Origin of the sequence: Pseudomonas sp. GD03842 (genome assembly GCF_029841165.1) — a bacterium.
Classification (GTDB): domain Bacteria; phylum Pseudomonadota; class Gammaproteobacteria; order Pseudomonadales; family Pseudomonadaceae; genus Aquipseudomonas.
In genome coordinates this window covers 345154-366492 of sequence record NZ_JAOCEA010000004.1, presented here as the reverse complement: position 1 = coordinate 366492, position 21339 = coordinate 345154, and the positions used below count along the sequence as shown (strand labels likewise).

Sequence of the window (21339 nt, the reverse complement as noted above, 5' to 3'; positions counted from 1 at the left end):
TTTTCGGCAGGCGCAGGCTGAAGAGAAAGGCAATCGCCATCATCGCCGTGACATACCAATAGAAGGTGTTCTCTGACCCCATGTTCTTGAAGCTCAGGGCAACGAACTCCGCAGAACCGCCGAAGATGGCGTTGGCCACGGCATAGGCAAGGCCCACACCCAAGGCGCGGACATGAACCGGGAACATCTCAGCTTTCACCAGGCCGCTGATCGAGGTGTAGAAGCTGACGATGGCCAGTGCCAAAGTGATCAGCAAGAAGGCGACCAGCGGGCTGGTGGTGGTTTTGAGGGTCAGCAGGATCGGAAAGGTGCACAGCGTCCCCAGACCGGCAAACCATAGCATCGAGGCGCGGCGCCCGATCTTGTCCGCCAGCGCGCCGAACACCGGCTGCATGCACATGTACAGAAAAAGTGCGCCGGTCATGATGAAGCTGGCGGTCTTGGCGTCCATGTGCACGGTGTTCACCAGGTACTTCTGCATGTAGGTGGTGAATGTATAGAAAATCAGCGAGCCGCCCGCGGTGTACCCCAGCACCGTGATGAACGCACCCGTGTGGTTGCGAAACAAAGCGCCGATGCTACCGGCGTCCTTGTCCTGACGAACCTCGGCGGTGGTGGTTTCTTTCAGCGACCGACGCAGCAACAACGAGATGACCGCCGCGATGGCGCCCACCACGAAAGGAATCCGCCAACCGTAGGCTTTCAATTCATCGGCATTGAGAAATTGCTGCAGGATGACCACAGTCAGCACCGCCAGCAATTGGCCGCCAATCAGGGTCACATACTGAAACGAAGCAAAGAAACCGCGCTGCCCCCGCAAGGCGACTTCACTCATGTAGGTGGCCGTCGTGCCGTATTCCCCTCCCACCGACAAGCCCTGAAACAGGCGCGCGACGAGTAACAGGAACGGTGCCCAGGCGCCGATCGCGGCATAGGTCGGCAAGCAGGCGATGACCAGCGAGCCGCCGCACATCATCAATACCGAGATCATCATGGAGTTCTTGCGGCCATGCTTGTCGGCGACCCGCCCGAACAGCCAGCCCCCGATAGGACGCATCAAAAAGCCCGCAGCGAATACCCCGGCGGTGTTGAGCAGTTGCACCGTTGGGTCATCGGACGGGAAGAAAGCGGGCGCGAAATAGATGGCACAGAAGGCATAGACATAGAAGTCGAACCATTCCACCAGGTTGCCTGAGGAGGCACCTACAATCGCGAAAATCCGTTTGCTCCTTTCTTCTCCGGTGTAGTGAGTCGTTGTCATTATTGTTTCCCCAATATTTTTATAAAGACCAGCAAGAAGGGTGAGTCTACGACATAACCTGAAACACTTAGACTTAAGCAGTAACACTTAGACATCACAAGGACAACCGCCCAAGCCACGAGTTGCCTTTTCGTGGAGGCGACCATGGGCTCGGGCGGCTGGCAGGCGCCGGTCGTTTACCGCTCGATCGCCAGGGCAAGGCCCTGCCCTACACCGACGCACAGGGTGACCAAGCCTTTGCTGCCGCCGGTATTTTCCAAGTGGTGCAAGGCCGTCAGCACCAGGCGCGCTCCGCTCATCCCCAGCGGGTGCCCCAGCGAAATGGCGCCGCCGTTCGGGTTGACCCTGGGCGAATCGTCGGCGATGCCCAAGGCCCGCAGGACGGCCAGGCCCTGGCTGGCGAATGCTTCGTTGAGCTCGATGACGTCGAAATCCTCTACCGCCAGCCCCAGGCGTTCGACCAATCTGCGAACCGCCGGGACGGGGCCTATGCCCATCACACGAGGCTCGACACCGGCGCTTGCCATCCCCAGAACTCGGGCGCGCGGCGTCAGGCCGTGTTTTTTGACCGCTTCTGCCGACGCCAGAATCAACGCTACCGCGCCATCGTTCAGCCCTGCGGCGTTGCCTGCGGTGACGGTTTTACCCGCCCCGTTGACCGGTTTGAGCTTGCTCAGTGCCTCTAGACTGGTATCGGCGCGGGGGTGTTCGTCCTTATCAACCAACACTTCGCCTTTTTTATGGGCGATGCGCACCGGCACGATCTCTTCGGCGAAGTAACCGTTCGCTTGAGCCGCCGCCGTACGCTGTTGGCTGCGCAACGCGAACGCGTCCTGATCTTCACGGGAGACGTTGAAATCTTCGGCGACGTTGTCACCCGTCTGCGGCATGGTTTCGACGCCGTACTGCTTCTCCATCAGCGGGTTGACGAAACGCCAGCCCAAGGTGGTGTCTTCCAGTTTCTGACCACGACCGAATGCAGCTTCCGCCTTGCCCATCACAAACGGCGCACGGGACATCGACTCCACGCCTCCGGCAATCGCCAGGTCCATCTCGCCGCAGGCGATGGCGCGAAACGCTGTGCCGACGGCGTCCAGCCCGGAGGCGCACAGGCGATTCAGCGTCACGCCCGGAACGGTCTCCGGCAGGCCCGCCAACAGCAGCGCCATGCGGGCCACATTGCGATTGTCCTCGCCGGACTGGTTGGCGCAGCCAAGAAACACCTCGTCGACTTCTTTCCAGTTCACCGAGGGGTTGCGCGCCATCAGCGCCTTGATCGGCAACGCGGCCAAGTCGTCGGCGCGCACAGTGGCCAACGCGCCGCCGAAGCGGCCAATGGGGGTGCGAATCGCGTCGCAGATGAACACTTCACGCATCACGCTTCTCCCGGGGCCTGGCCGTGAGCGGCAGCGGTTCGCGCTTCCAGGTCACGCAAGGCAGACAGTTCATATTCACTGGGGGCTTCGGACATCGAGACCTGCTCGGCGAACCGCACTTCCCAGCCAGTGGCTTCAATCACTTGCTCGCGCGTGACGCCTGGGTGCAGCGTGGTGACGACGAACTCATGGGTGCCCGGCTCCGGCTCCATGATGCACAAGTCGGTGATGATCCCGACCGGCCCGGCCCCCGGCAGCCCCAGGCGCTTGCGCGAATCGCCGCCTTCGCCATGGCCAACGGAAGTGACGAAGTCCAGTGTGCTGACGAAGGTGCGAGGCGATTGCTTCAAAATGATCAGAACCTCTTTGGCCGACCCGGCAATCTCCGGCGCCCCCCCTGCTCCCGGCAGCCGCACTTTGGGCTGGTGGTAGTCGCCTACCACGGTGGTATTGATATTGCCGAAGCGATCGACCTGGGCGGCCCCCAAAAAGCCGACATCGACCCGACCGCCTTGCAGCCAGTACCTGAAGATTTCACTGGTCGACACTACGGTGTCCGCGGTTTCAGCCAGTTCGCCGTCGCCAATCGAAAGCGGCAGTACGTCTGGCTTGGCGCCAATCGGGCCCGATTCATAGATCAAGACGACGTCGGGTGACGAGGTCAGTCGCGCGAGGTTGGCGGCTTTGGAAGGTAACCCGATACCGACGAAGCAGACCGCCCCGTTTCTCAGGCGGCGCGCTGCAGCCACGGTCATCATTTCACTGGTGGTGTAAGTCATCATTTCGCCTCCGAAGCGCGGGCCAGCTTGCTCTGGAATTCAGTGAAATCACGGGTGCCATGAATGTACTCGTCGATCCAGGCGCCGAAGGCCTCGCGGTCCCGCGCGATGGGGTCCCATTCTTGATAAAAGCGATTGTCGCGCTCGTAATAGCCATGGGCGTAAGAAGGATGCGCCCCCCCGGGTACCACGCAAACCGCGCTCAGCGCCCAGGTCGGCAATACACAGGCGTTCATAGGCGCATCGAGACGATCGACGATCTCTTCGACGGTCACGATGCAACGGCTGGCGGAGAGTGCCGCCTCTTTCTGGACCCCCAGAATGCCCCACAGCAGCACGTTGCCCTTGCGATCGGCTTTCTGAGCATGAATCACGGTTACATCGGGGCGAACGGACGGTACGGCGGCGAGCACTTCGCCAGTGAAGGGGCACGTCACGGACTTGATCAGCGGATTCACCTTGGGCAAATCGGACCCGGCATAGGCGCGCAGCACCGCAAAAGGCAACCCCGAGGCGCCGGCGACGTACGCATTGGCAAGGTCCGCGTGGCTGTGTTCCTCGATCTCAATGGGCTGCGGCCATTGCTTCTCTACGGCGTCACGCAAGCGATGCAGCGAACCCACGCCCGGATTCCCTCCCCACGAGAAGATCAGCTTCTTCGCGCAGCCCGCGCCAATCAATTGGTCGTAGATCAAGTCGGGGGTCATCCTGACCAGCGTCAGGTCTTTCTTTCTTTGACGGATGATTTCATGGCCTGCGGCCGTCGGAATCAGATGGGTAAAGCCTTCCAGTGCAACGGTGTCACCGTCGTTGACACATCGCTTCACAGCATCGTGCAGGGAAAGAATCTCAGCCATGGGGCTCTCCAGTATCACATCGCGATGGATGAGCGGCGGGGGGAACCGTCGCCGGAATGTGATTCAGGTTATGCCTGGGAAGACGGCCGAACAATTCGATAATCGACTATCCGTTCGATAATCGAACGATTACTGCGTGTTGACTCATCCACTAGAGCGGATCGACTCAAGTAAAGAGTTGAGTGCTCAGGTCGCGGCTGGCATCGAGCATGATCGGCAGGAACTTCTGCTCGAGCTCGTTGCGCGTCACCCGTCCGGCGCTGGTGCTGACATTGAGTGCGGCAAGCACCTGCCCCGATGCGTCGTAAACCGGAACCGCGATCGACCGCAGCCCTTGCTCCAACTCTTGATCGACGATGCACCAGCCCTGCTGCCGCACTTGTTGCAAGCATTCGAGCAGCGCTTCGGGCGTCCGCAACGTGCGGCTGGTCTTGGGTTGGAGGTCGACGTGGTCCAGGTATTCCTTCAAAGAAACATCATCCAGCGCCGCCAACAGAATTCGCCCCATCGAGGTGCAATAGGCCGGTAGACGCCCGCCCACCGCAAGGTCAACGGAAATGAGCCGCTGGGTCGTCGCCGAGCGCGCGATGTAGAGAATGTCATCGCCTTCCAGCGTGGCCATGTTGCAGGCCTCGTGGAGCTGATTGCTCATGCGATCCAGGTACGGCTGGGACGAAACTGCCAACGGCGTCGAAGACAAGTACGCGTGCCCCAAGGTCAACACCTTGGGCAGTAGCGAATAAGTGCGTCCATCCGTGGTGGCATACCCCAGCTTGATCAGGGTATGCAGGCATCGGCGCACCGCCGCCCGCGGGATCTCCGTGCGGTGGCTGATCTGAGCGATCGTCAGGTGGCGTTTGCGCTCTTGGAACGCCTGGATGACGGCCAATCCGCGGGCCAGAGAGGTCATGAAGTCCGGATCACCTGTCATGGCCTGAATCCGCTTGGCCGGCGAAGCTACGATGGGCGGAGCCAGCGAAGAAAAGGAATTACGCAGTTCATCGTTCATCGTCATACCGTTCGTCGTGGCCGCGCAGGCCTTCTATGGCGCCACTCTCGCTTCTTTTCGCAGGACGAGCAAGGCTGGTTTGGGCGATTATCGAACTACTGGCCGATAATCGCAATTGACCCATCGCGCGGTTGCTTATACCTTTCACACGCCACCATGTGGCTTCTTGGAAATACTGGTCAGGTACCCACTGAGAAGTCCCAGGCAACGGCCTTGCGCGTAGCAAGGCCGTTTTTGTCTCTCGCAGATGAAAGGCGAACGTTTGGGCGCTGCCCTTATCCCTATGCAAATCGACGTGGAATTACGTCGCCAGTTTTTTGTCTCTGCACTTCAGATTTCGAATATTAAAGTTCTGTCACGATTTGCGTTCTTTCAACTTCGGAACCTTCGTACAAAAAAACAGTATTTATCCGTGCAAGTTAAATTGGATGGCTCGGCACAGTTGACTCCCGTGTTCTTCTTCGAGATAGTACCCCTCGTTGACGTGCTATAACGCCAAGGCGCGTGTGCCATCTTGAAGTTTTCTATTCGCGATGGATCCAATCGACGTGCCGCATGCACTACCCGAGTGCCATGCCCGGCGATAGACAGGCCAGAAGCTTGGTCAATCCGCCAGCCTTCTGGCAAAAAACTGAATGGGGCTACGACAGTTTGCCGATCTGGTGGGCGTAGCCGCATGTGACATTAGTGTTCAAATACATTCGCCAGAGACTTATCGCATACCCGTTGCTTTTGGAGCGATAAGTCCGAAGCGTGTGCCACTTCTGCCACCTGCGTTATCACCAGAACAACTCGCACCTGCAGGTAATAACGTGACCAAAGATGAACTGCGCGCAGAACTAGAGCGCCAGGAACAACGCTACAAGGAAGTTTACGGTGGTGAAATCACCACCTACGCCGCTCAACCAGAGCCGGAACGCAAGCCTTGGCGCAAACGCGCCAGCCTGCTCGATCAGGCATTCAAACAAGAACTGCAGAAGATGGAAGAAGAGCTCAAGGAAGAACGCTGATCCTTCGAGCGGTCGGTTCACGCCGGTCCTACAGGCGTCGGCAGGTGACCTGCGGGCTTCCTTCGCAAGAAGTCAATGGGGCGCACCGGCAGAAATTTTCGTTGCAGGTTGCTACCAATGGGCGGCTTGCCTATCGATTAGTTTTTTTTCTGTCATAATCCCGCCCCCTTAATACCGGGTCAGAAAACCTTCCATGATCGATTTATTCAGCGGACTGGATGCTTGGGTGATTGTGAGCTTGCTGCTCGCCCTGGCGTTTGTCCTCACTTTCGAGTTCATCAACGGCTTTCATGACACCGCCAACGCGGTGGCGACAGTCATTTACACCAAGGCGATGCCCCCTCACCTGGCCGTATTCTTTTCGGGTGTCTTCAATTTTCTCGGGGTACTGCTCGGCGGTGTCGGCGTTGCGTATGCCATCGTCCATCTGCTGCCGGTCGAACTGCTGATCAACGTCAATACCGGTCATGGGCTGGCCATGGTGTTTTCGCTGCTGGCCGCGGCAATCACCTGGAACCTGGGCACCTGGTACTTCGGCATACCCGCCTCCAGCTCTCATACGCTGATCGGTTCGATTTTGGGGGTAGGTCTGGCCAACGCGCTGATCAACCACATCCCGCTGGGCGAAGGCGTTAACTGGCAGAAGGCAATCGACATCGGCGCCTCGCTGGTCTTTTCCCCGCTGATGGGCTTCATTGTCGCGGCACTCGCGTTGATTGCGCTGAAGACGTGGCGCCCGCTGTCCAAGATGCACAACACGCCGGAACAGCGCCGCAATACCAAAGACAAGAAGCATCCTCCGTTCTGGAATCGCCTGGTGCTGGTGATTTCGGCAATGGCTGTCAGCTTCGTTCATGGTTCCAATGATGGTCAGAAAGGCATTGGCCTGATCATGCTGGTATTGATCGGCATCGTGCCGGCGCAATTCGTGCTGGACCTGAGTTCGACCACCTACCAGATCGAGCGCACCCGTGATGCCACGCTGCACCTGAGCCAGTTCTATCAGCGCAACAATGCGACGCTGGGCGAGTATCTGGCGTTGGGTAAATCGACGACCGGCGATCTGCCAGAGCACTTCAGCTGCAATCCAGAGCAGACCGAACCTACCATCGACGCGCTGCTGAACAACCTGAAAGGCGTCACTGACTATCACAGCCTGTCTGCCGAACACCGGATCGAAGTTCGCCGCTACCTGCTGTGCCTGGACGACACGGCACGCAAGGTCGGGAAACTGCCGGCGCTGGACGCCCGTGAAAAATCCGACCTGGAAAAACTGCGCAAAGACCTGACCGCTACCACCGAATACGCCCCGTTCTGGGTGATTCTGGCCGTGGCACTGGCGTTGGGTATCGGCACCATGGTCGGCTGGAAGCGCGTGGTCCTGACCATCGGCGAAAAAATCGGCAAGCAGGGGATGACCTACGCACAAGGTATGTCGGCGCAGATCACCACTGCCAGCGCCATCGCACTGGCCAACGTGTTCAGTCTGCCGGTCTCCACCACCCACATCCTGTCCTCGGGTGTAGCAGGCACGATGGTTGCCAACAAGAGCGGCTTGCAAGGCGGCACCGTTCGCAACATCCTGCTGGCCTGGGTGCTGACGCTGCCGGCCACGGTCGCCCTCTCCGCCGCCCTGTTCTGGCTGGCTTCCAAGGCGCTTGTGTGACTCGGCAATTCGATTGAAATGAAAATGCCCACCTGACCCGTGGGCATTTTCGTTTTGGAGGCTCCAGCGCTCAACGTCGCTTTTTGCCGTTACCCAGCAGTGACCCCATCAAGCCACGCACCAACTCCCGGCCGATCTGGTTGGCCGCCTGGCGCACCGCACTTTTGACTGCCTGCCCCGCCAGGCTGCCGAGAAAGCCGCCCGCGAGGTCCGCAAGACCGCCTTCGTTTTTTTCTGCAGCGGCAGATTCTTCAGCGCCCTCGGGTGCTGCGCCTTTACGGGCGAGAAGCATCTCATAGGCAGACTCACGGTCAACCGCCTTGTCATAACGCCCCGCCAGCGGAGACTGAGCGAGCAGTGCCGACCGCTCATTGACCGTCAGCGGTCCGATTCGGGATTGCGGCGGTGCCACCAGCACACGCCTGACCATTTCCGGCGTGCCCTTGTCCTGGAGCGTGCCCACCAGCGCCTCACCGATGCCCAGTTCGGTCAACACGGTCAGCGCATCAAAGGCTGGGTTGGGCCGAAAACCATCCGCCACCGCTTTGAGTGACTTCTGCTCTTTGCTGGTAAACGCCCGCAGGCCATGCTGAATGCGCAAGCCAAGCTGCGCCAACACGTTATCGGGTAGATCGCTTGGCGACTGGGTGACGAAATACACGCCAACGCCTTTGGAACGCACCAGGCGGACCACCTGCTCGAGGCGATCCTGTAACGCTTTGGGAGTATCCGCGAACAACAGATGGGCCTCATCGAAGAACAGCGCCAGCAACGGTTTGTCCGCGTCGCCACGCTCGGGCAATTGCTCGAAGAGTTCCGCCAGCAACCAGAGCAGAAAGGTCGCATAGACCTTCGGCGCCTCATGCACCAGCCGACTGGCATCGAGCAGATGAATCCGCCCTCGCCCATCGCTCGCCGGTTGCAGGATGTCCTCCAATTGCAGGGCTGGTTCACCGAACAAAGCCTCCGCGCCCTGCTGCTCCAGAACGGCCAGACGTCGCAATAGCGCTTGGCTGGAGCCAGTGGTCATCAGGGCACTGTCTTCGCCCAACGCCTGGGGATGGTCGCGCAGATAATTGAGCAGCGCCTTCAGGTCCTTGATGTCGAGTAGCAGCAAACCCTCGCGATCGGCCACCTTGAAGGCGGCGTACAGCGCCGATTGTTGACTGTCGGTGAGCTCGAGCAGACTTCCGAGGAGCAAGGGCCCCATTTCCGACAACGTTGTCCGCAAGGGATGGCCGGACTGTCCATAAACATCCCAAAGCGTCACAGGATAGGCTTGGGGGGTGTAGTGCAACCACGGCATCCCGGCAATGCGTTCAGCGACCTTGCCCTGGGGATTGCCCGCAGCCCCGAGCCCGCACAGATCGCCTTTGATGTCGGCGGCGAACACGGCTACCCCGGCATCACTGAATAACTCGGCCAAGCGTTGCAGGGTGACTGTCTTACCTGTGCCCGTTGCGCCTGCGACCAGGCCGTGGCGGTTGCCCAGCCTGAGCGTCTGGCCGACCGGCTGGCCATCCGGTCCGGCACCTATCAGCATCTGTTGTGAATCCGCCATGTCTTTACCTTTGGTTCAATGGGGCATTTTTCATTCAAAGGCAGGGGGGAAACCACTCGCCCCTGCCTGCATCGAGCATTGCCAAGCTGAGTCAGCCCCTTCACTCTAGCTTAACGCGGCCAGCGCGACCCCACCGTTGCGGACAGACGAACACCTGTCGCCAAACAGGGTCAATTCACGACGCAAGCCGTTTTGAACCCATCCACCGAGAGCCCTTTCCATCGTGTCGACCCGCAATGACCTTCTGACCACCGCCCCCGCCCTCTCGCTCAATAGCGGATTGTTCGCGTGAAACGCCTCGCCTGGCTCGGCGTCATCCTGCTGGTCGCGCTACTGATCCCATTTTTCATGGGCGGCACTGAAGTGTTTCATCGGCTGCGCAATTTCCCTCTGGCCTTGCTGGGCGCAATGTTTGGCATGGTGCTCGTAGGATGGTGCGCGAACACCATGCGCCTGCGCTTGCTGCTGGGGGAAAGTGCTGCGGGGGTCGGCATGCGCAAAAGCCTGGGTATCGTCATGGCCACGGAGTTTGCGTACAGCGCAACGCCCGGAGGCAGTGGCGCTCCGCTGACCCTGGTCGCGTTGCTCTCTCGCTGCGGAATCGGCCCGGCAAAAAGCACCGCCGCGTTCGCCACCGATCAACTTAATGATCTGGTGTTTTTCCTGCTCGCCCTGATCGGGATCCTGATTTACGCGGTCTTCCATCAGCTCAGTGAAAACCTGGAGTGGATGCTCATCGCCAGCGCGCTGTTGATCGGTGCTGGCTTATGCGCCTGTGCGGGTTTCGCCCGTTTTCACCGCCGAATCATCTTGTTCAATGGCAAGCTGTTAACCCGTTTGCGGCGCAAGAACACCACGCGAATTCGCTGGGCCCGCAAACTCCTGCACTTTCGCGACGCCTTGGCTGAAACCTGGAAAATGCCTCATCGCATTTTGCTCAAGGTGTTTGCATTGACCTGCGTGCATTGGGGGCTGCGCTACAGCGTGATGTACCTGGCCTTGCGAGGGCTTGGGGTCGACATCGATTGGGCCTGGACGTTTCTGGTGCAAATGCTGTCGCTGAGCGCAGGCCAGTTCAGCCTGTCTCCCGGCGGCGCAGGGGCTGCAGAGCTGACGTCGGCTGCGTTGCTGGCTCCGATGGTGGGGAAATCAACCGCAGCCGCGGCGATTCTGATTTGGCGGATCGTGACCTATTACTTCTATCTGGTCGCGGGCGGCCCGGTCTTTCTGCTGCTGGTCGGCAAGCCGCTGCTGATGAAGCTATTGCGGGTCAGGGCTGGATGATTCTTCCTCCGTGGACGTCAATTCCTTCCACAGCTGCGCAGCGCCTTCGAACTCAGTGCCATCTTCAGCAGACAACGCGTCGGGGTCGTAACGCGCAAGGCAGCCCTCGCCCAACGTCGGCGGAGCTTTGGACGTAGCTTTATCGAGTGGGTTGGCCATTGGAACGGACCTTCGAAGGCTGCATTGGCGAACAGGCGAATGCGCACTCTCGCACACTGACCCGAGCCGTTTCAAAGCGTGGGTTCGGCAAAAGGTATGGCGCAGCATCAAGCGCCGCATGACGAGCTGGCGGCGTCAGACACCGCCAGACGAACAGGGGATCAGTCGAAGACCACGGTCTTGTTGTCATGCACCAGGACACGGTCCTCCAGATGCGCCCGCAACCCGCGTGCCAGCACCATCTTCTCGACGTCACGACCGAAACGCACCATGTTTTCGATGCTATCGCGGTGACTGACGCGCACCACGTCCTGCTCGATGATCGGACCGGCATCCAACTCTTCGGTCACGTAGTGACAGGTCGCACCGATCAGCTTGACGCCGCGCAACGACGCCTGATGATAAGGCTTGGCCCCTACGAACGATGGCAGGAAACTGTGGTGGATGTTGATGACTTGATGCGCATATTCCCGGCACAGTTGAGGCGGCAGAATCTGCATGTAGCGCGCCAGTACCACGACATCGGCCTGGTGTTGCTTGACCAGCCGAGAAACCTCGGCAAATGCCGGCTCCTTGTCTTTCGGATCGACCGGGACGTGGTAATAAGGAATGTCGTGCCACTCGACCATACTGCGCAGGTCTTGGTGGTTGGAAATCACGCAGGCAATTTCGCAGTCCAGTTCATCGCTGTGCCAACGATGCAGCAAATCGGCGAGACAGTGCGATTCACGGCTGGCCATGAGCACCACGCGTTTCTTCTGAGCGGAGTCGGTGATGCGCCAGTCCATGGAGAATTCTTCGGCGATGGGTGCGAACGCCGCGCGGAAGCCTTCAAGGTCGAAAGGCAAGGTATCGGCGCGGATTTCATGCCGCATGAAAAACCAGCCACTGAGGTTGTCAGAGTGATGACTGGCTTCCGTGATCCAGCCGTTGTACGACGCCAGAAAGTTACTGACTTTGGCAACGATACCAACACGGTCCGGGCAGGCGATCACCAGACGAAAAGTGCGCATTGAGGGAACTCCAGAACTTCGCAAAGGCGGCTATTCTAACGATAAGTCGGCGCCCGTGCAGTATGCGGTTCACGCGGATTTCGCCTTCGCCTGGAAAAGGATCCGATCAGCGGTAATGCCCCCCTGTTTCGACGCCAGAATGGTGTGTCGAACACCGCCGGGAAAAAACTTGTTGCCCGCCACTTTTATGCCCACGGCCCAAAAACCGTAGTTGGGGGGCTAGGTATGTTGGCGCTATTTCAAAATGCTACGAATAAAACTTTTCTTAAATGTTTACTTGCGCAAATACTGTGACTATTATTGCGTCATTACACCCTGCTCATCCCAACACAGGTAGCCCTCATGTCTCTGATCAACGAATACCGCGCCACGGAAGAAGCCATCAAAGAATTGCAGGCTCGCCTGCAAAACCTGCAACAAGACGACAAGCTGCAAAAAGAACTTGAGTTTGAAGGCAAGCTGCGTTCACTGATGGGCGAGTACCAAAAGTCCCTGCGCGACATCATTGCGCTGCTGGACCCGGATGCCAAGGTCAAGGCACCGCGTGGCGCCGCCGTCAAAACTACCGGCACCAAACGTGCGCGCAAGGTCAAGCAATACAAGAACCCGCACAACGGTGAAATCATCGAAACCAAAGGCGGCAACCACAAGACGCTCAAAGAGTGGAAAGCCAAGTGGGGCGGTGACGAGGTAGAGAGCTGGTCCACACTGCTGGGCTAACTAGCCAAGGCGTTGCAAGCGCGGTTGTACATTGATATGCGACCTGAAAAAACGCCAGCGATTGCTGGCGTTTTTTATTGCGTCGACTTCGAAGGTGATGGCTTACAACCCGAGACGCTGCTGCAACTGCAGCGAATAATCCTGCCACTGCGCCAAGACTTTCAACTGCTCTGGTTTCGCTTTAAGCGACAGCCCTATCAGCGCCTTGGTGAAAGCCTTCAAGGTGTTCGGCGCCCCAGCCTGAGGATCGGTCAACCGTTGGCGACAAAAACTCGACCAGCGCTGCTGCTCAACTTCACTGAGGGTTTCCGCGAAGTTTCTAGCTCGGTAGCGAAACAGCAATTCCGGCAGACGTGGATCATCAAAAGGCCATGCAGCGGTTGCCAACTGGTGCGGCTCAGCCAGACGCACCTGTTCGCAAAGGCGGCGGTCACGATCGTTAATAAATCCATCATATAACTGCTGTTCCGGGTCCTCCGTGACCGGAAATTCTTCGGCCGCGTATACCGTCTGCAACTTATCCTGCCAAATCATCTGACCCTCGCTCAGATCGCGGGCGCGCGCCTTATAAACCTCCATATCCAGTTGAAGCCGCTGGCGATCCTCCTCACGTAAGACGCTTAACGGTGTGACGACCGGGCATTTGTTTATATGGAGAAGTTTGAGCGGGATCGGCAACTGACCCTCGAGCAAATCTTCGCGGCGCGTATATAAGCGCTGGCGCAGGGTGTGCGCCTCTTCTTCCAGTAAGGGGCTGTGATCATGAAACAGATCGCAGACAATCAGCGCATTACGGTTGGTGGGGTGCCACGCCAGCGGCAGAACCACGCTCAAATAACTTCGCGCGGCCGAAAAGCGCCCGGATATATGAGCGAGCGGCTGCAGCAAACGGATCTGTTCTTGAACCTTGTGTTTATTGCGAAGCTGAAAAAGATAATCGTACAGCTTGGGTTGTTTTTCCCGGATCAAGCGCGCCAATGCAATCGTTGCACGCACATCGGAAAGTGCATCGTGAGCCTGCCCATGATCGATGCCATTGGCAGCCGTCAATCGCTCCAGCTTGAGCGTCACTCGCCCGTCTTCTTCCGGCCAGACAATGCCTTCAGGCCGCAATGCATAGGCCGTGCGCACAACATCGATCAGATCCCAACGGCTGTTGCCCCCCTGCCATTCCCGACCGTAAGGGTCGAAGAAGTTTCGGTACAAGCTGTAGCGCGTCATCTCGTCGTCGAAACGCAGGGTGTTGTAGCCCGCACCGCAGGTGCCAGGCAACGCCAGTTGGGTGTGGACGCGGGTCATGAAATCCGCTTCGCACAGGCCCTTTTCGGCCAGCCGCGCAGGCGTGATACCTGTGACCAGACACGCTGCCGGGTGAGGCAGGATGTCATCACTGGGCTGACAATAGAGGTTGATCGGTTCACCGATTTCGTTGAGCTGGTCATCCGTTCGAATGCCCGCAACCTGAAGCGGTCGATCATTGCGAGGATTGATACCGGTGGTTTCGTAGTCGTACCAGAAGATGCTGGAAGTCACGGGCAGATCCTGAGCTTGAGTCCCGCGCAGTCTACCAGATGGAAACCGGAGCCCAGATTGCGCGAGTGATTGAGGAAAGTGTTTGAAGACGTTTCCCACACCTCGGTTCGGAATCATCCGGTTGCTTAGCTTTCATCCCATGGCTAGCATCAAACTTTATTTTCAGGCGTACCTCACCCGACCATGTCCCCCTCGCAAGCCTGGCAAAGGAACGCCGCATCGCCTGCTCCATTGGACACCCGCATCCGCATGGAAACACCGGAAGGCATCGATTTGCTGCTGCGCCCGGCGGGGCTGCTGTCCCGGTCACTGGCGTTCACCATCGACCTGGCCATCCGCGGTGCGCTGCTGGTCGCGCTGTTCTTCGTCCTCAACGCCCTCGGTGAGTTCGGGGTCGGCCTTTTCGCGATAGTCCTGTTCCTCACCAACTGGTGGTACATGGTCCTGTTTGAAGTACTGCATCAGGGGCGCACACCAGGCAAGCAAATCATGGGGCTGCGGGTGGTGCATGAGGATGGAACGCCGGTAGGCTGGTCAGCCTCTCTGCTGCGCAACCTGCTGCGCTTCATCGACATGCTGCCGTTCGGCTATAGCGTGGGCGCCTTCGTCTGTCTTCAACATCCGCTGTTCAAACGGCTGGGAGACCTGGCCGCGGGCACCCTGGTGATCTACCGCGAGATGCCCGTGCCTCGCCCTGAGGTACCGGACGGCGCCCCCCTCACCTGCCCACTGCCTCTGACACTCGATGAGCAGCGCGCGGTGCTGGCCTTTGCCGAGCGCCAACACACGCTGGCGCCCGCGCGAGCGCAGGAGTTGGCAGCACTTCTCGCGACTTCCCTGCAATTGCCCGTCGGGGCGACCCCTCAGCACGCTGTCGACCAGTTGCACGGCATCGCCCGCGGGCTGGCAGGCTCGACATGAAACAGCGCCAGTTCGAACGACGCCATCAAGCTGGATGGGCACGCTTTGCCGAGCGCCTGGCCCTGTTGGAGCGCAGTCGTCACCTGAGCGAAGCAGGCAAAGGCTTCGCCGAAGATTATCGCCAGATCTGCCAGCACCTGGCGCTGGCCCACGAGCGCGGATACAGCAGCCACCTCGTCGACGCATTGCAGCAGTTGGCCATGCGTGGCCACCAACAGCTGTATCGTCACCGTAGCCAAATGGGCGCTCAATTGCTGATGTTCGTGCTCGCTGGGTTTCCTCGGCTGGTACGCGCCGAGTGGCGCCTGGTGGCGTTCTCGAGCCTGCTGTTCTTCGGCAGCCTGCTCATCATGGGCCTGCTGGTGCATGGCTATCCGGACCTGATCTACAGCGTCGTCAGTCCGGCGCAGGTGGGCGAAATGGAAAGCATGTACGACCCCGCAGCCAGGCGCATCGGCCTGGCGCCCGAACGGGAGTCGAGCACGGATGGGCTGATGTTCGGCTATTACATCATGCATAACATCGGCATCGCCTTTCAGACCTTCGCCAGCGGGCTGCTGTTCGGCCTGGGCAGTCTGTTCTTTCTGCTGTTCAACGGATTGACGATCGGCGCAGTCGCCGGTCACCTGACCAACGCGGGCTTTGGCGAAACCTTTTGGCCATTCGTGATCGGCCATGGTGCCTTCGAACTGACAGCGATTGTCCTCGCCGGGGCCGCGGGCCTGAAGCTGGGATGGGCGTTGGTCGCGCCAGGCCCTCTGCGACGGAGCGAAGCCCTGAAACGCGCCGCCCGCACCAGCGTGCGCCTGATCGGTGGCGTCATCCTGTTCCTGACGATTGCCGCCTTCCTGGAAGCTTACTGGTCGTCGATGACCTGGCCGCAGCCGACCACCAAGTATGGGGTGGGCGCAATGTTATGGGCGCTGGTGGCCGCCTACCTGATGTTCGCGGGACGCATCACCCATGCGCCTGACTGAAGCCAACGTGGCGATACGCCCACGCAATCCCTGGGAAGCTGTCGATCTCGGGGTCCTGCTTGCACAACGACATCGGCGTTTGTTGATGACCAGTTGGGCGTTGGTGACACTGCCCACGTTCGCTCTGCTGAGCGCAGTGCTATGGGAATACCCGACCCTGGCAGTGCTTCTGTTCTGGTGGCTGAAGCCCGTCTTCGAGCGCCTGCCGCTGGTTATTCTCTCGCAGGCGCTGTTCGGCGAGCCGCCCACTCTCAAGAGGTCCCTCATGGCGTGGGCTCGGGCGCTACCGCCTCAGTTGCTGGCCAGCCTGACCTGGCGCCGCTTGAGCCTCAGCCGCAGTTTCAACTTGCCGGTGCAGCAACTGGAAGGTCTGGACGGGATGTTGCGTGCGCAACGTATCGGACTGCTCGGTCGGAGGAACCTGTGGGTTGCGAGATGCCTCACCTCGATGGGCGGCACCTTGGAAACGAGCTTCTGGGCTGCCCTGATGCTGTTGGTCTACGCATTGATTCCGGAGCAGGTCGCGCTCGACTGGTCGTGGCACAGCCTGTTGTCGGAGGATGGCAGCTGGAATTGGCTGGAGCACCTGACCAATGGCTTCTACGCGTTGGTACTGGTGATTTGGGGGCCGGTCTACGTTGCGGCGGGATTTTCGCTTTACCTTAATCGTCGTACCACGCTGGAAGCCTGGGATATCGAACTCGCCTTCCGGCGACTGCGCCAGCGCGCGATCGGCAGCGCTTATGCCGTGTGGGTAAGCGCCCTGCTCGTGCTGAGTGTCTCGCCACACCCCGTCATGGCGGACGACCTCCCGGACACCTCGCACTACAGCTGCCCACTGCCCCCTTTGGACCTTCCGCAAACGGAGGATGAGGTTGCGGGCCCTTCCTCGCCACGCCTGCTTGCCCAACCACTGACGAGCACAGCGTCGCGCAGCGCGATCAAAGGCCTGCTCGAAAGCCCGCCATTCAAAAATCCGAAGACCGTTGCGGGCTGGCGCCTGGCCGAGCAAAGGCAGGTGGCTGGCGCGGGGAAAACCAACGACACGCCCCAATGGCTGGCGAAACTGATCGTGGGCATGCTTAACCTCGGCAAGGCGTTGTCCACCGTGTTCGAGGCCCTGCTCTGGGGCCTCATCGTCTTGATCGTGGGTTGGGTGATCTGGCGCCGACGCGCCTGGTTCGGCGCATTCGTCGGCCGTAACGAAGCCGCTTCTCCAACGAAACACGCTGCGCCTCAACAATTATTTGGCTTGCAAGTGAGCGCAGAAACGCTGCCGGAGGATGTCGCGGCTGCGGCCGAACGCCTCTGGGAGCGTTCACCCCGGGAGTCCCTGAGTCTGCTCTATCGCGCCCTGCTCAGCCGTCTGCTGACCGACTATCAGTTGCCGCTGAAAGCCTCCGACACCGAAGGGCAGGTGCTGGAATATACCGCGCAGTTGAACCAACCGGCGCTGTTGGCGTACAGCCACGCACTCACCCAGCACTGGCAGAGTCTGGCCTATGGTCACCGCCTGCCCGCTGTCGAGGTGCTGAGATCGCTTTGCGACGACTGGCGACGCCTGTTCGCTGGAGAGCCGCGAACATGAGCCGTCGGACTTGGATTCTGGTGATCGCCTTGCTCATGCTCGGCCTGGCAACGGCCAGCGCGCCCCTGCTCAACCGCCTGGAACGCTATCAGGAAGTTGTCGACCAGGGTCCCTCGCCCGAAGTAAGAGCCAATCCTTATCTGGCTGCCGAAACGTTTCTACGGCAGCGCGGGATTCATGTCACCACCACCCAGACCCTCGGTTCGCTCCCTCAGACAGGCTCGCAACCGCAAACCTTGATGTTACTGGGTAGCCGGGAAAAGATGACCCCGAGCGACGTTCGCCGCCTGCTTGACTGGACACGGGCAGGCGGACGGCTATTGTTCGTTGCCGAACAGCTCTGGGATGAAAAGAAAGGTCGTAGCGGCGATCTGCTGCTCGACCAGTTGCAGATCCGCCAGTACTTGACGCACGACGTGCGCGAACAGGACAAGCAGCGCGAACGAATGCTGAATCAACCGGTGATCCCGCTAACCGCGCCTGAGGTCGAGCCCCCTACAACCCCCTGGCCCGAACTGACCCGCCTTTATGTCGAGAACGAGACAGATCCGGCCTACATGAGTTTCGACCCTGCGTTTCATCTGGATGACCCGGAAAACCAGGCACAGTCTTGGGCCAACAGCGCTGATGCGACTCACCTGCTGCAAATGATGTATGGCAAGGGGTTGATCACGGTGCTGACGGACGCCGATCTGTGGAAGACTCAGGCCATCGGCAAATACGACAACGCCTGGCTCTTGTGGTATCTCAGCCAAGACAGTGACGTCACCCTGCTTCTGCGCACCCCGCACGAGGATCTGCCCGCGCTGGTATGGAAGTACTTCCCGCAGGCCCTCTTTGCCCTCGCGTTGCTGATCGGCGCTGTTCTGTGGCACAACGGCATGCGTCAGGGCGCCCTGCAGCCATTGCCTCCTCAGGCGCGGCGGCAATTGAGCGAACACCTGCGGGCGAGCGCCGATTTCATGCTGAGGCGTCAAGGCCACCAAGCGATGCTGCGCGCGCTGCAGCAAGACATTCTGCGCTGCGCCCGCCAACGTCAGCCGGGTTTCGACCAACTGCCGGTTACGGAGCAATGGCAGATATTGGCCCGAATGACAGGCCAATCCACCCGCGATATAGGGCGCGCCTTGCGACCGCGCCTGGACGAGCGCGTCTCGAACATCGAATTCACCCGGCAGGTTGCCTACCTGCAACGTCTCAGGAATGCCTTAGCATGAGCGATCATCCACTGACCCCTTCGAGCGTCTCGGACGGCGAAACAGCCATCGAACGGTCTACCCCGCCGGAAGCAGCGAGCCGTGCGACCGAACAACGTCACCGGGCGATCCACTTGGCGCAGGCCGTGCGTCATGAATTGCAAAAGGCCGTGATCGGTCAGGCTGCGGTCATCGACGATGTGCTCACCGCACTGATCGGTGGCGGCCACGTTTTGCTAGAAGGGGTTCCGGGCCTCGGCAAAACGTTGCTGGTTCGCGCCCTCGCCCGCTGTTTCGGTGGTGAGTTCGCGCGCATCCAGTTCACCCCGGACCTGATGCCCAGCGATGTCACCGGGCACGCCGTCTATGAGATGCAGAGCGAACAGTTCAAGCTGCGTAAAGGGCCGCTGTTCACCCACCTGCTGCTCGCCGACGAAATCAACCGCGCCCCGGCAAAAACTCAGGCTGCGCTTCTGGAGGCCATGCAGGAACGGCAAGTGACCCTCGAAGGACGGGCGCTGCCAGTCCCTCAACCCTTCATGGTTCTGGCGACGCAAAACCCGATCGAGCAGGAAGGCACCTACCCCCTGCCAGAGGCTGAACTGGACCGCTTCATGCTCAAGGTGCGCATGGACTACCCCCAGGCAGATCAGGAACTGGAGATCGTGCGGCAGGTGACTCGCTCGACGCGCTCGGACATGCTCGACGTCCAGCCGTTGCGCACCCTGATGACCGCCAAAGACGTCCAGGCCCTGCAACGTATCGCCAGTGAGCTGCCGGTGGACGACCAGGTACTCGACTACGCCGTACGCCTTGCTCGCGCCACTCGCAGCGGTTCGGGCCTGGCTTGGGGAGCAGGCCCGCGGGCCTCCATCGCGCTGGTGCGTGGTGGTCGTGCTCGCGCGCTGCTGCGCGGCGGGGACTTCGTGACACCCGATGACATCAAGGGCTGCGCACTGGCCGTGCTGCGCCACCGCGTTCGCCTTTCGCCTGAATTGGACCTCGAAGGGCTGTCGGTCGATCAGGTGCTCAAGCAACTGATCGATCAGGTCCCGGCGCCGCGTCAATGACCCAACGGTTGAAACCCTCCGCGCGACTGCTCTGGTGGCTGGCGATTCTGTCAGGATACGGCGTGCTCATTGGCATCCTTCAAGCGCTGGAGTGGGGATTGGCGGGGCGACTGGAGCGGCTGTTCTGGATACTGGTCTGTGTGACCGGCCTGTTGGCCGCCACCGATGCGTTCGGGCTTTGGCGTTTGCCCTGCCCTCGCCTGCAGCGCCACGTTCCGGGCAGCCTTCCGTTAGGCCGATGGGTCGATGTCAGGGTTGGCATCGACCACGACTGGCGGCGGAGCGTTGCCGTGACCTTCTTCGACCACGGCCCGGAAGGACAGGGTAACCGTTTCGAGACCCAGAACCTGCCTCGACACATTACCTTGCGTCCGCGCCACACCGGGGACCTGACTTGGCGACTGCGCCCGACGAGTCGGGGCCTGTTCACTTTTGAAAAGGCCGAGGTGCAACTGCGCAGTGCGATGGGGCTTTGGCTATCTCGACGCTACCTTCCGTTGCCCGACTCGACGCGGATCTATCCGGACTTCGCACGGCTGCACGACAGCCAGTTGCTGGCTGTCGACAACTGGCTCAGCCGGATCGGCATCCGCCAACAACCCCGCCGTGGGCTGGGGTTGGAATTCAACCAGTTGCGAGAGTTTCGCGAGGGCGACAGTCTGAGGCAGATCGACTGGAAAGCCACTGCCCGGCATCGCACACCCATTGCACGGGAGTATCAGGACGAACGCGATCAGCAAATCGTCTTCCTGCTCGATTGCGGACGGCGGATGCGCAGTCAGGACGGCGAACTCACCCACTTCGATCATGCACTCAATGCCTGTCTACTGCTGGCCTACACTGCGCTGAGGCAAGGTGATGCGGTGGGGCTGTCGACCTTCGCTGCCGAACAAGACCGGCACCTGACACCGGTCAAGGGCTCCAACCAGTTGAACCTGTTGCTCAATCAGGTCTACGACCTGCAGAGCACTCAGAAACCTGCTGACTATTCCGTTGCGATCACCCACTTGCTGATCAGGCAGAAGCGGCGGGCGCTGGTGGTTCTGGTCACCAACCTGCGCGATGAAGATGACGACGAGCTGCTGAGCGCGATCAAACGATTGAGCCGTCAGCACCGGGTGCTGGTGGCCAGCTTGCGTGAAGAAGTACTGGACGATCTGCGGCATACGCCCATTCAGACGTGGCAGCAGGCGCTGGACTACTGTGGGGCAGTAAATTTTCTCAATGCGCGGGCAGAGCTGCATGAGCGGCTGTCCGCTCATGGCATTCCAGTGCTGGACGTTAGGCCCGCCGAATTGGGGCCACGTTTGGTCAGTCGTTACCTGAGCTGGAAAAAAGCCGGCACCCTGTGACAGGTGC

At 60.0% G+C, this 21339-nt stretch carries 19 protein-coding genes; 10 read left to right on the top strand and 9 right to left on the bottom strand.

The window, feature by feature from the left end; all coding sequences use genetic code 11:
- The 5 genes from N5D61_RS08740 to pcaR form a co-directional block, all read right to left on the bottom strand.
- A partial coding sequence (locus N5D61_RS08740; RefSeq protein ID WP_279892075.1) for an MFS family transporter occupies positions 1–1261 on the bottom strand: 1261 nt, incomplete at its 3' end.
- Positions 1262–1437: 176 nt separating this feature from the next.
- A complete protein-coding gene (gene pcaF / locus N5D61_RS08735) occupies positions 1438–2640 on the bottom strand; it encodes a 3-oxoadipyl-CoA thiolase (RefSeq protein WP_177411033.1) in 1203 nt (400 codons plus the stop codon).
- The gene (locus N5D61_RS08730; RefSeq protein WP_177411032.1) at positions 2637–3419 is read right to left on the bottom strand and encodes a CoA-transferase subunit beta; all 783 of its coding nucleotides are present in this window, start codon (positions 3417–3419) and stop codon (positions 2637–2639) included. The genes pcaF and N5D61_RS08730 overlap by 4 nt, the downstream gene beginning before the upstream one ends.
- Positions 3416–4273 carry a CoA transferase subunit A gene (locus N5D61_RS08725; RefSeq protein ID WP_279892072.1) on the bottom strand — a complete coding sequence of 286 codons (858 nt, stop codon included), beginning with the start codon at positions 4271–4273 and terminating at the stop codon, positions 3416–3418. The genes N5D61_RS08730 and N5D61_RS08725 overlap by 4 nt, the downstream gene beginning before the upstream one ends.
- Positions 4274–4439: 166 nt before the next feature.
- On the bottom strand, positions 4440–5282 hold the full coding sequence (gene pcaR / locus N5D61_RS08720; protein WP_108237047.1) for a pca regulon transcriptional regulator PcaR: 843 nt from the start codon (positions 5280–5282) through the stop codon (positions 4440–4442).
- A gap of 812 nt (positions 5283–6094) precedes the next feature.
- Here pcaR and N5D61_RS08715 point away from each other — a divergent pair.
- Both N5D61_RS08715 and N5D61_RS08710 read left to right on the top strand, forming a co-directional pair.
- Complete coding sequence (locus N5D61_RS08715) at positions 6095–6292, top strand: hypothetical protein (protein ID WP_108236990.1); 198 nt, start codon at positions 6095–6097, stop codon at positions 6290–6292.
- Between the two features lie 193 nt (positions 6293–6485).
- The gene (locus tag N5D61_RS08710) at positions 6486–7958 is read left to right on the top strand and encodes an inorganic phosphate transporter (RefSeq protein ID WP_108236989.1); all 1473 of its coding nucleotides are present in this window, start codon (positions 6486–6488) and stop codon (positions 7956–7958) included.
- 70 nt (positions 7959–8028) lie between these two features.
- On the opposite strand, the gene N5D61_RS08705 is transcribed toward N5D61_RS08710, so the two are convergent.
- Positions 8029–9519: a helicase HerA-like domain-containing protein gene (locus N5D61_RS08705; protein ID WP_108236988.1), complete on the bottom strand. Its 1491-nt coding sequence runs from the start codon at positions 9517–9519 to the stop codon at positions 8029–8031.
- A gap of 288 nt (positions 9520–9807) precedes the next feature.
- Here N5D61_RS08705 and N5D61_RS08700 point away from each other — a divergent pair, with 288 nt between their 5' ends.
- Positions 9808–10803, top strand: coding sequence for a lysylphosphatidylglycerol synthase transmembrane domain-containing protein (locus tag N5D61_RS08700; RefSeq protein ID WP_279892068.1), 996 nt, complete (start codon positions 9808–9810; stop codon positions 10801–10803).
- Here the strand turns inward: N5D61_RS08700 and N5D61_RS08695 are convergent.
- Positions 10780–10962, bottom strand: coding sequence for a hypothetical protein (locus tag N5D61_RS08695; protein WP_108236986.1), 183 nt, complete (start codon positions 10960–10962; stop codon positions 10780–10782). The two genes, N5D61_RS08700 and N5D61_RS08695, sit on opposite strands and share 24 nt — an antisense overlap.
- 161 nt (positions 10963–11123) lie before the next feature.
- Positions 11124–11975, bottom strand: a complete 852-nt coding sequence (purU, locus tag N5D61_RS08690) for a formyltetrahydrofolate deformylase (RefSeq protein WP_108236985.1) — start codon at positions 11973–11975, stop codon at positions 11124–11126.
- A gap of 342 nt (positions 11976–12317) precedes the next feature.
- Between purU and mvaT the strand changes: the two genes are divergently transcribed.
- Positions 12318–12695 carry a histone-like nucleoid-structuring protein MvaT gene (mvaT, locus tag N5D61_RS08685; RefSeq protein ID WP_108236984.1) on the top strand — a complete coding sequence of 126 codons (378 nt, stop codon included), beginning with the start codon at positions 12318–12320 and terminating at the stop codon, positions 12693–12695.
- Between the two features lie 102 nt (positions 12696–12797).
- Here the strand turns inward: mvaT and sbcB are convergent, their stop codons facing one another.
- On the bottom strand, positions 12798–14228 hold the full coding sequence (gene sbcB, locus N5D61_RS08680; RefSeq protein ID WP_279892064.1) for an exodeoxyribonuclease I: 1431 nt from the start codon (positions 14226–14228) through the stop codon (positions 12798–12800).
- Between the two features lie 183 nt (positions 14229–14411).
- Between sbcB and N5D61_RS08675 the strand changes: the two genes are divergently transcribed.
- The 6 genes from N5D61_RS08675 to N5D61_RS08650 are packed head-to-tail and all read left to right on the top strand — an operon-like array spanning position 14412 to position 21332.
- Positions 14412–15149, top strand: coding sequence for an RDD family protein (locus N5D61_RS08675; protein ID WP_279892061.1), 738 nt, complete (start codon positions 14412–14414; stop codon positions 15147–15149).
- Positions 15146–16126 carry a stage II sporulation protein M gene (locus N5D61_RS08670; RefSeq protein ID WP_279892059.1) on the top strand — a complete coding sequence of 327 codons (981 nt, stop codon included), beginning with the start codon at positions 15146–15148 and terminating at the stop codon, positions 16124–16126. The genes N5D61_RS08675 and N5D61_RS08670 overlap by 4 nt, the downstream gene beginning before the upstream one ends.
- Positions 16113–17714: a DUF4129 domain-containing protein gene (locus tag N5D61_RS08665; RefSeq protein ID WP_279892057.1), complete on the top strand. Its 1602-nt coding sequence runs from the start codon at positions 16113–16115 to the stop codon at positions 17712–17714. Before N5D61_RS08670 ends, N5D61_RS08665 begins: the two co-directional genes overlap by 14 nt.
- Entirely contained in the window at positions 17711–18931 is a 1221-nt protein-coding gene (locus tag N5D61_RS08660) for a DUF4350 domain-containing protein (protein WP_279892055.1), read from the top strand. The genes N5D61_RS08665 and N5D61_RS08660 overlap by 4 nt, the downstream gene beginning before the upstream one ends.
- Positions 18928–19980, top strand: a complete 1053-nt coding sequence (locus N5D61_RS08655; protein ID WP_279892053.1) for a MoxR family ATPase — start codon at positions 18928–18930, stop codon at positions 19978–19980. Before N5D61_RS08660 ends, N5D61_RS08655 begins: the two co-directional genes overlap by 4 nt.
- Before the next feature lie 8 nt (positions 19981–19988).
- Complete coding sequence (locus N5D61_RS08650; RefSeq protein ID WP_279892102.1) at positions 19989–21332, top strand: DUF58 domain-containing protein; 1344 nt, start codon at positions 19989–19991, stop codon at positions 21330–21332.
- Positions 21333–21339: the final 7 nt, after the last annotated feature.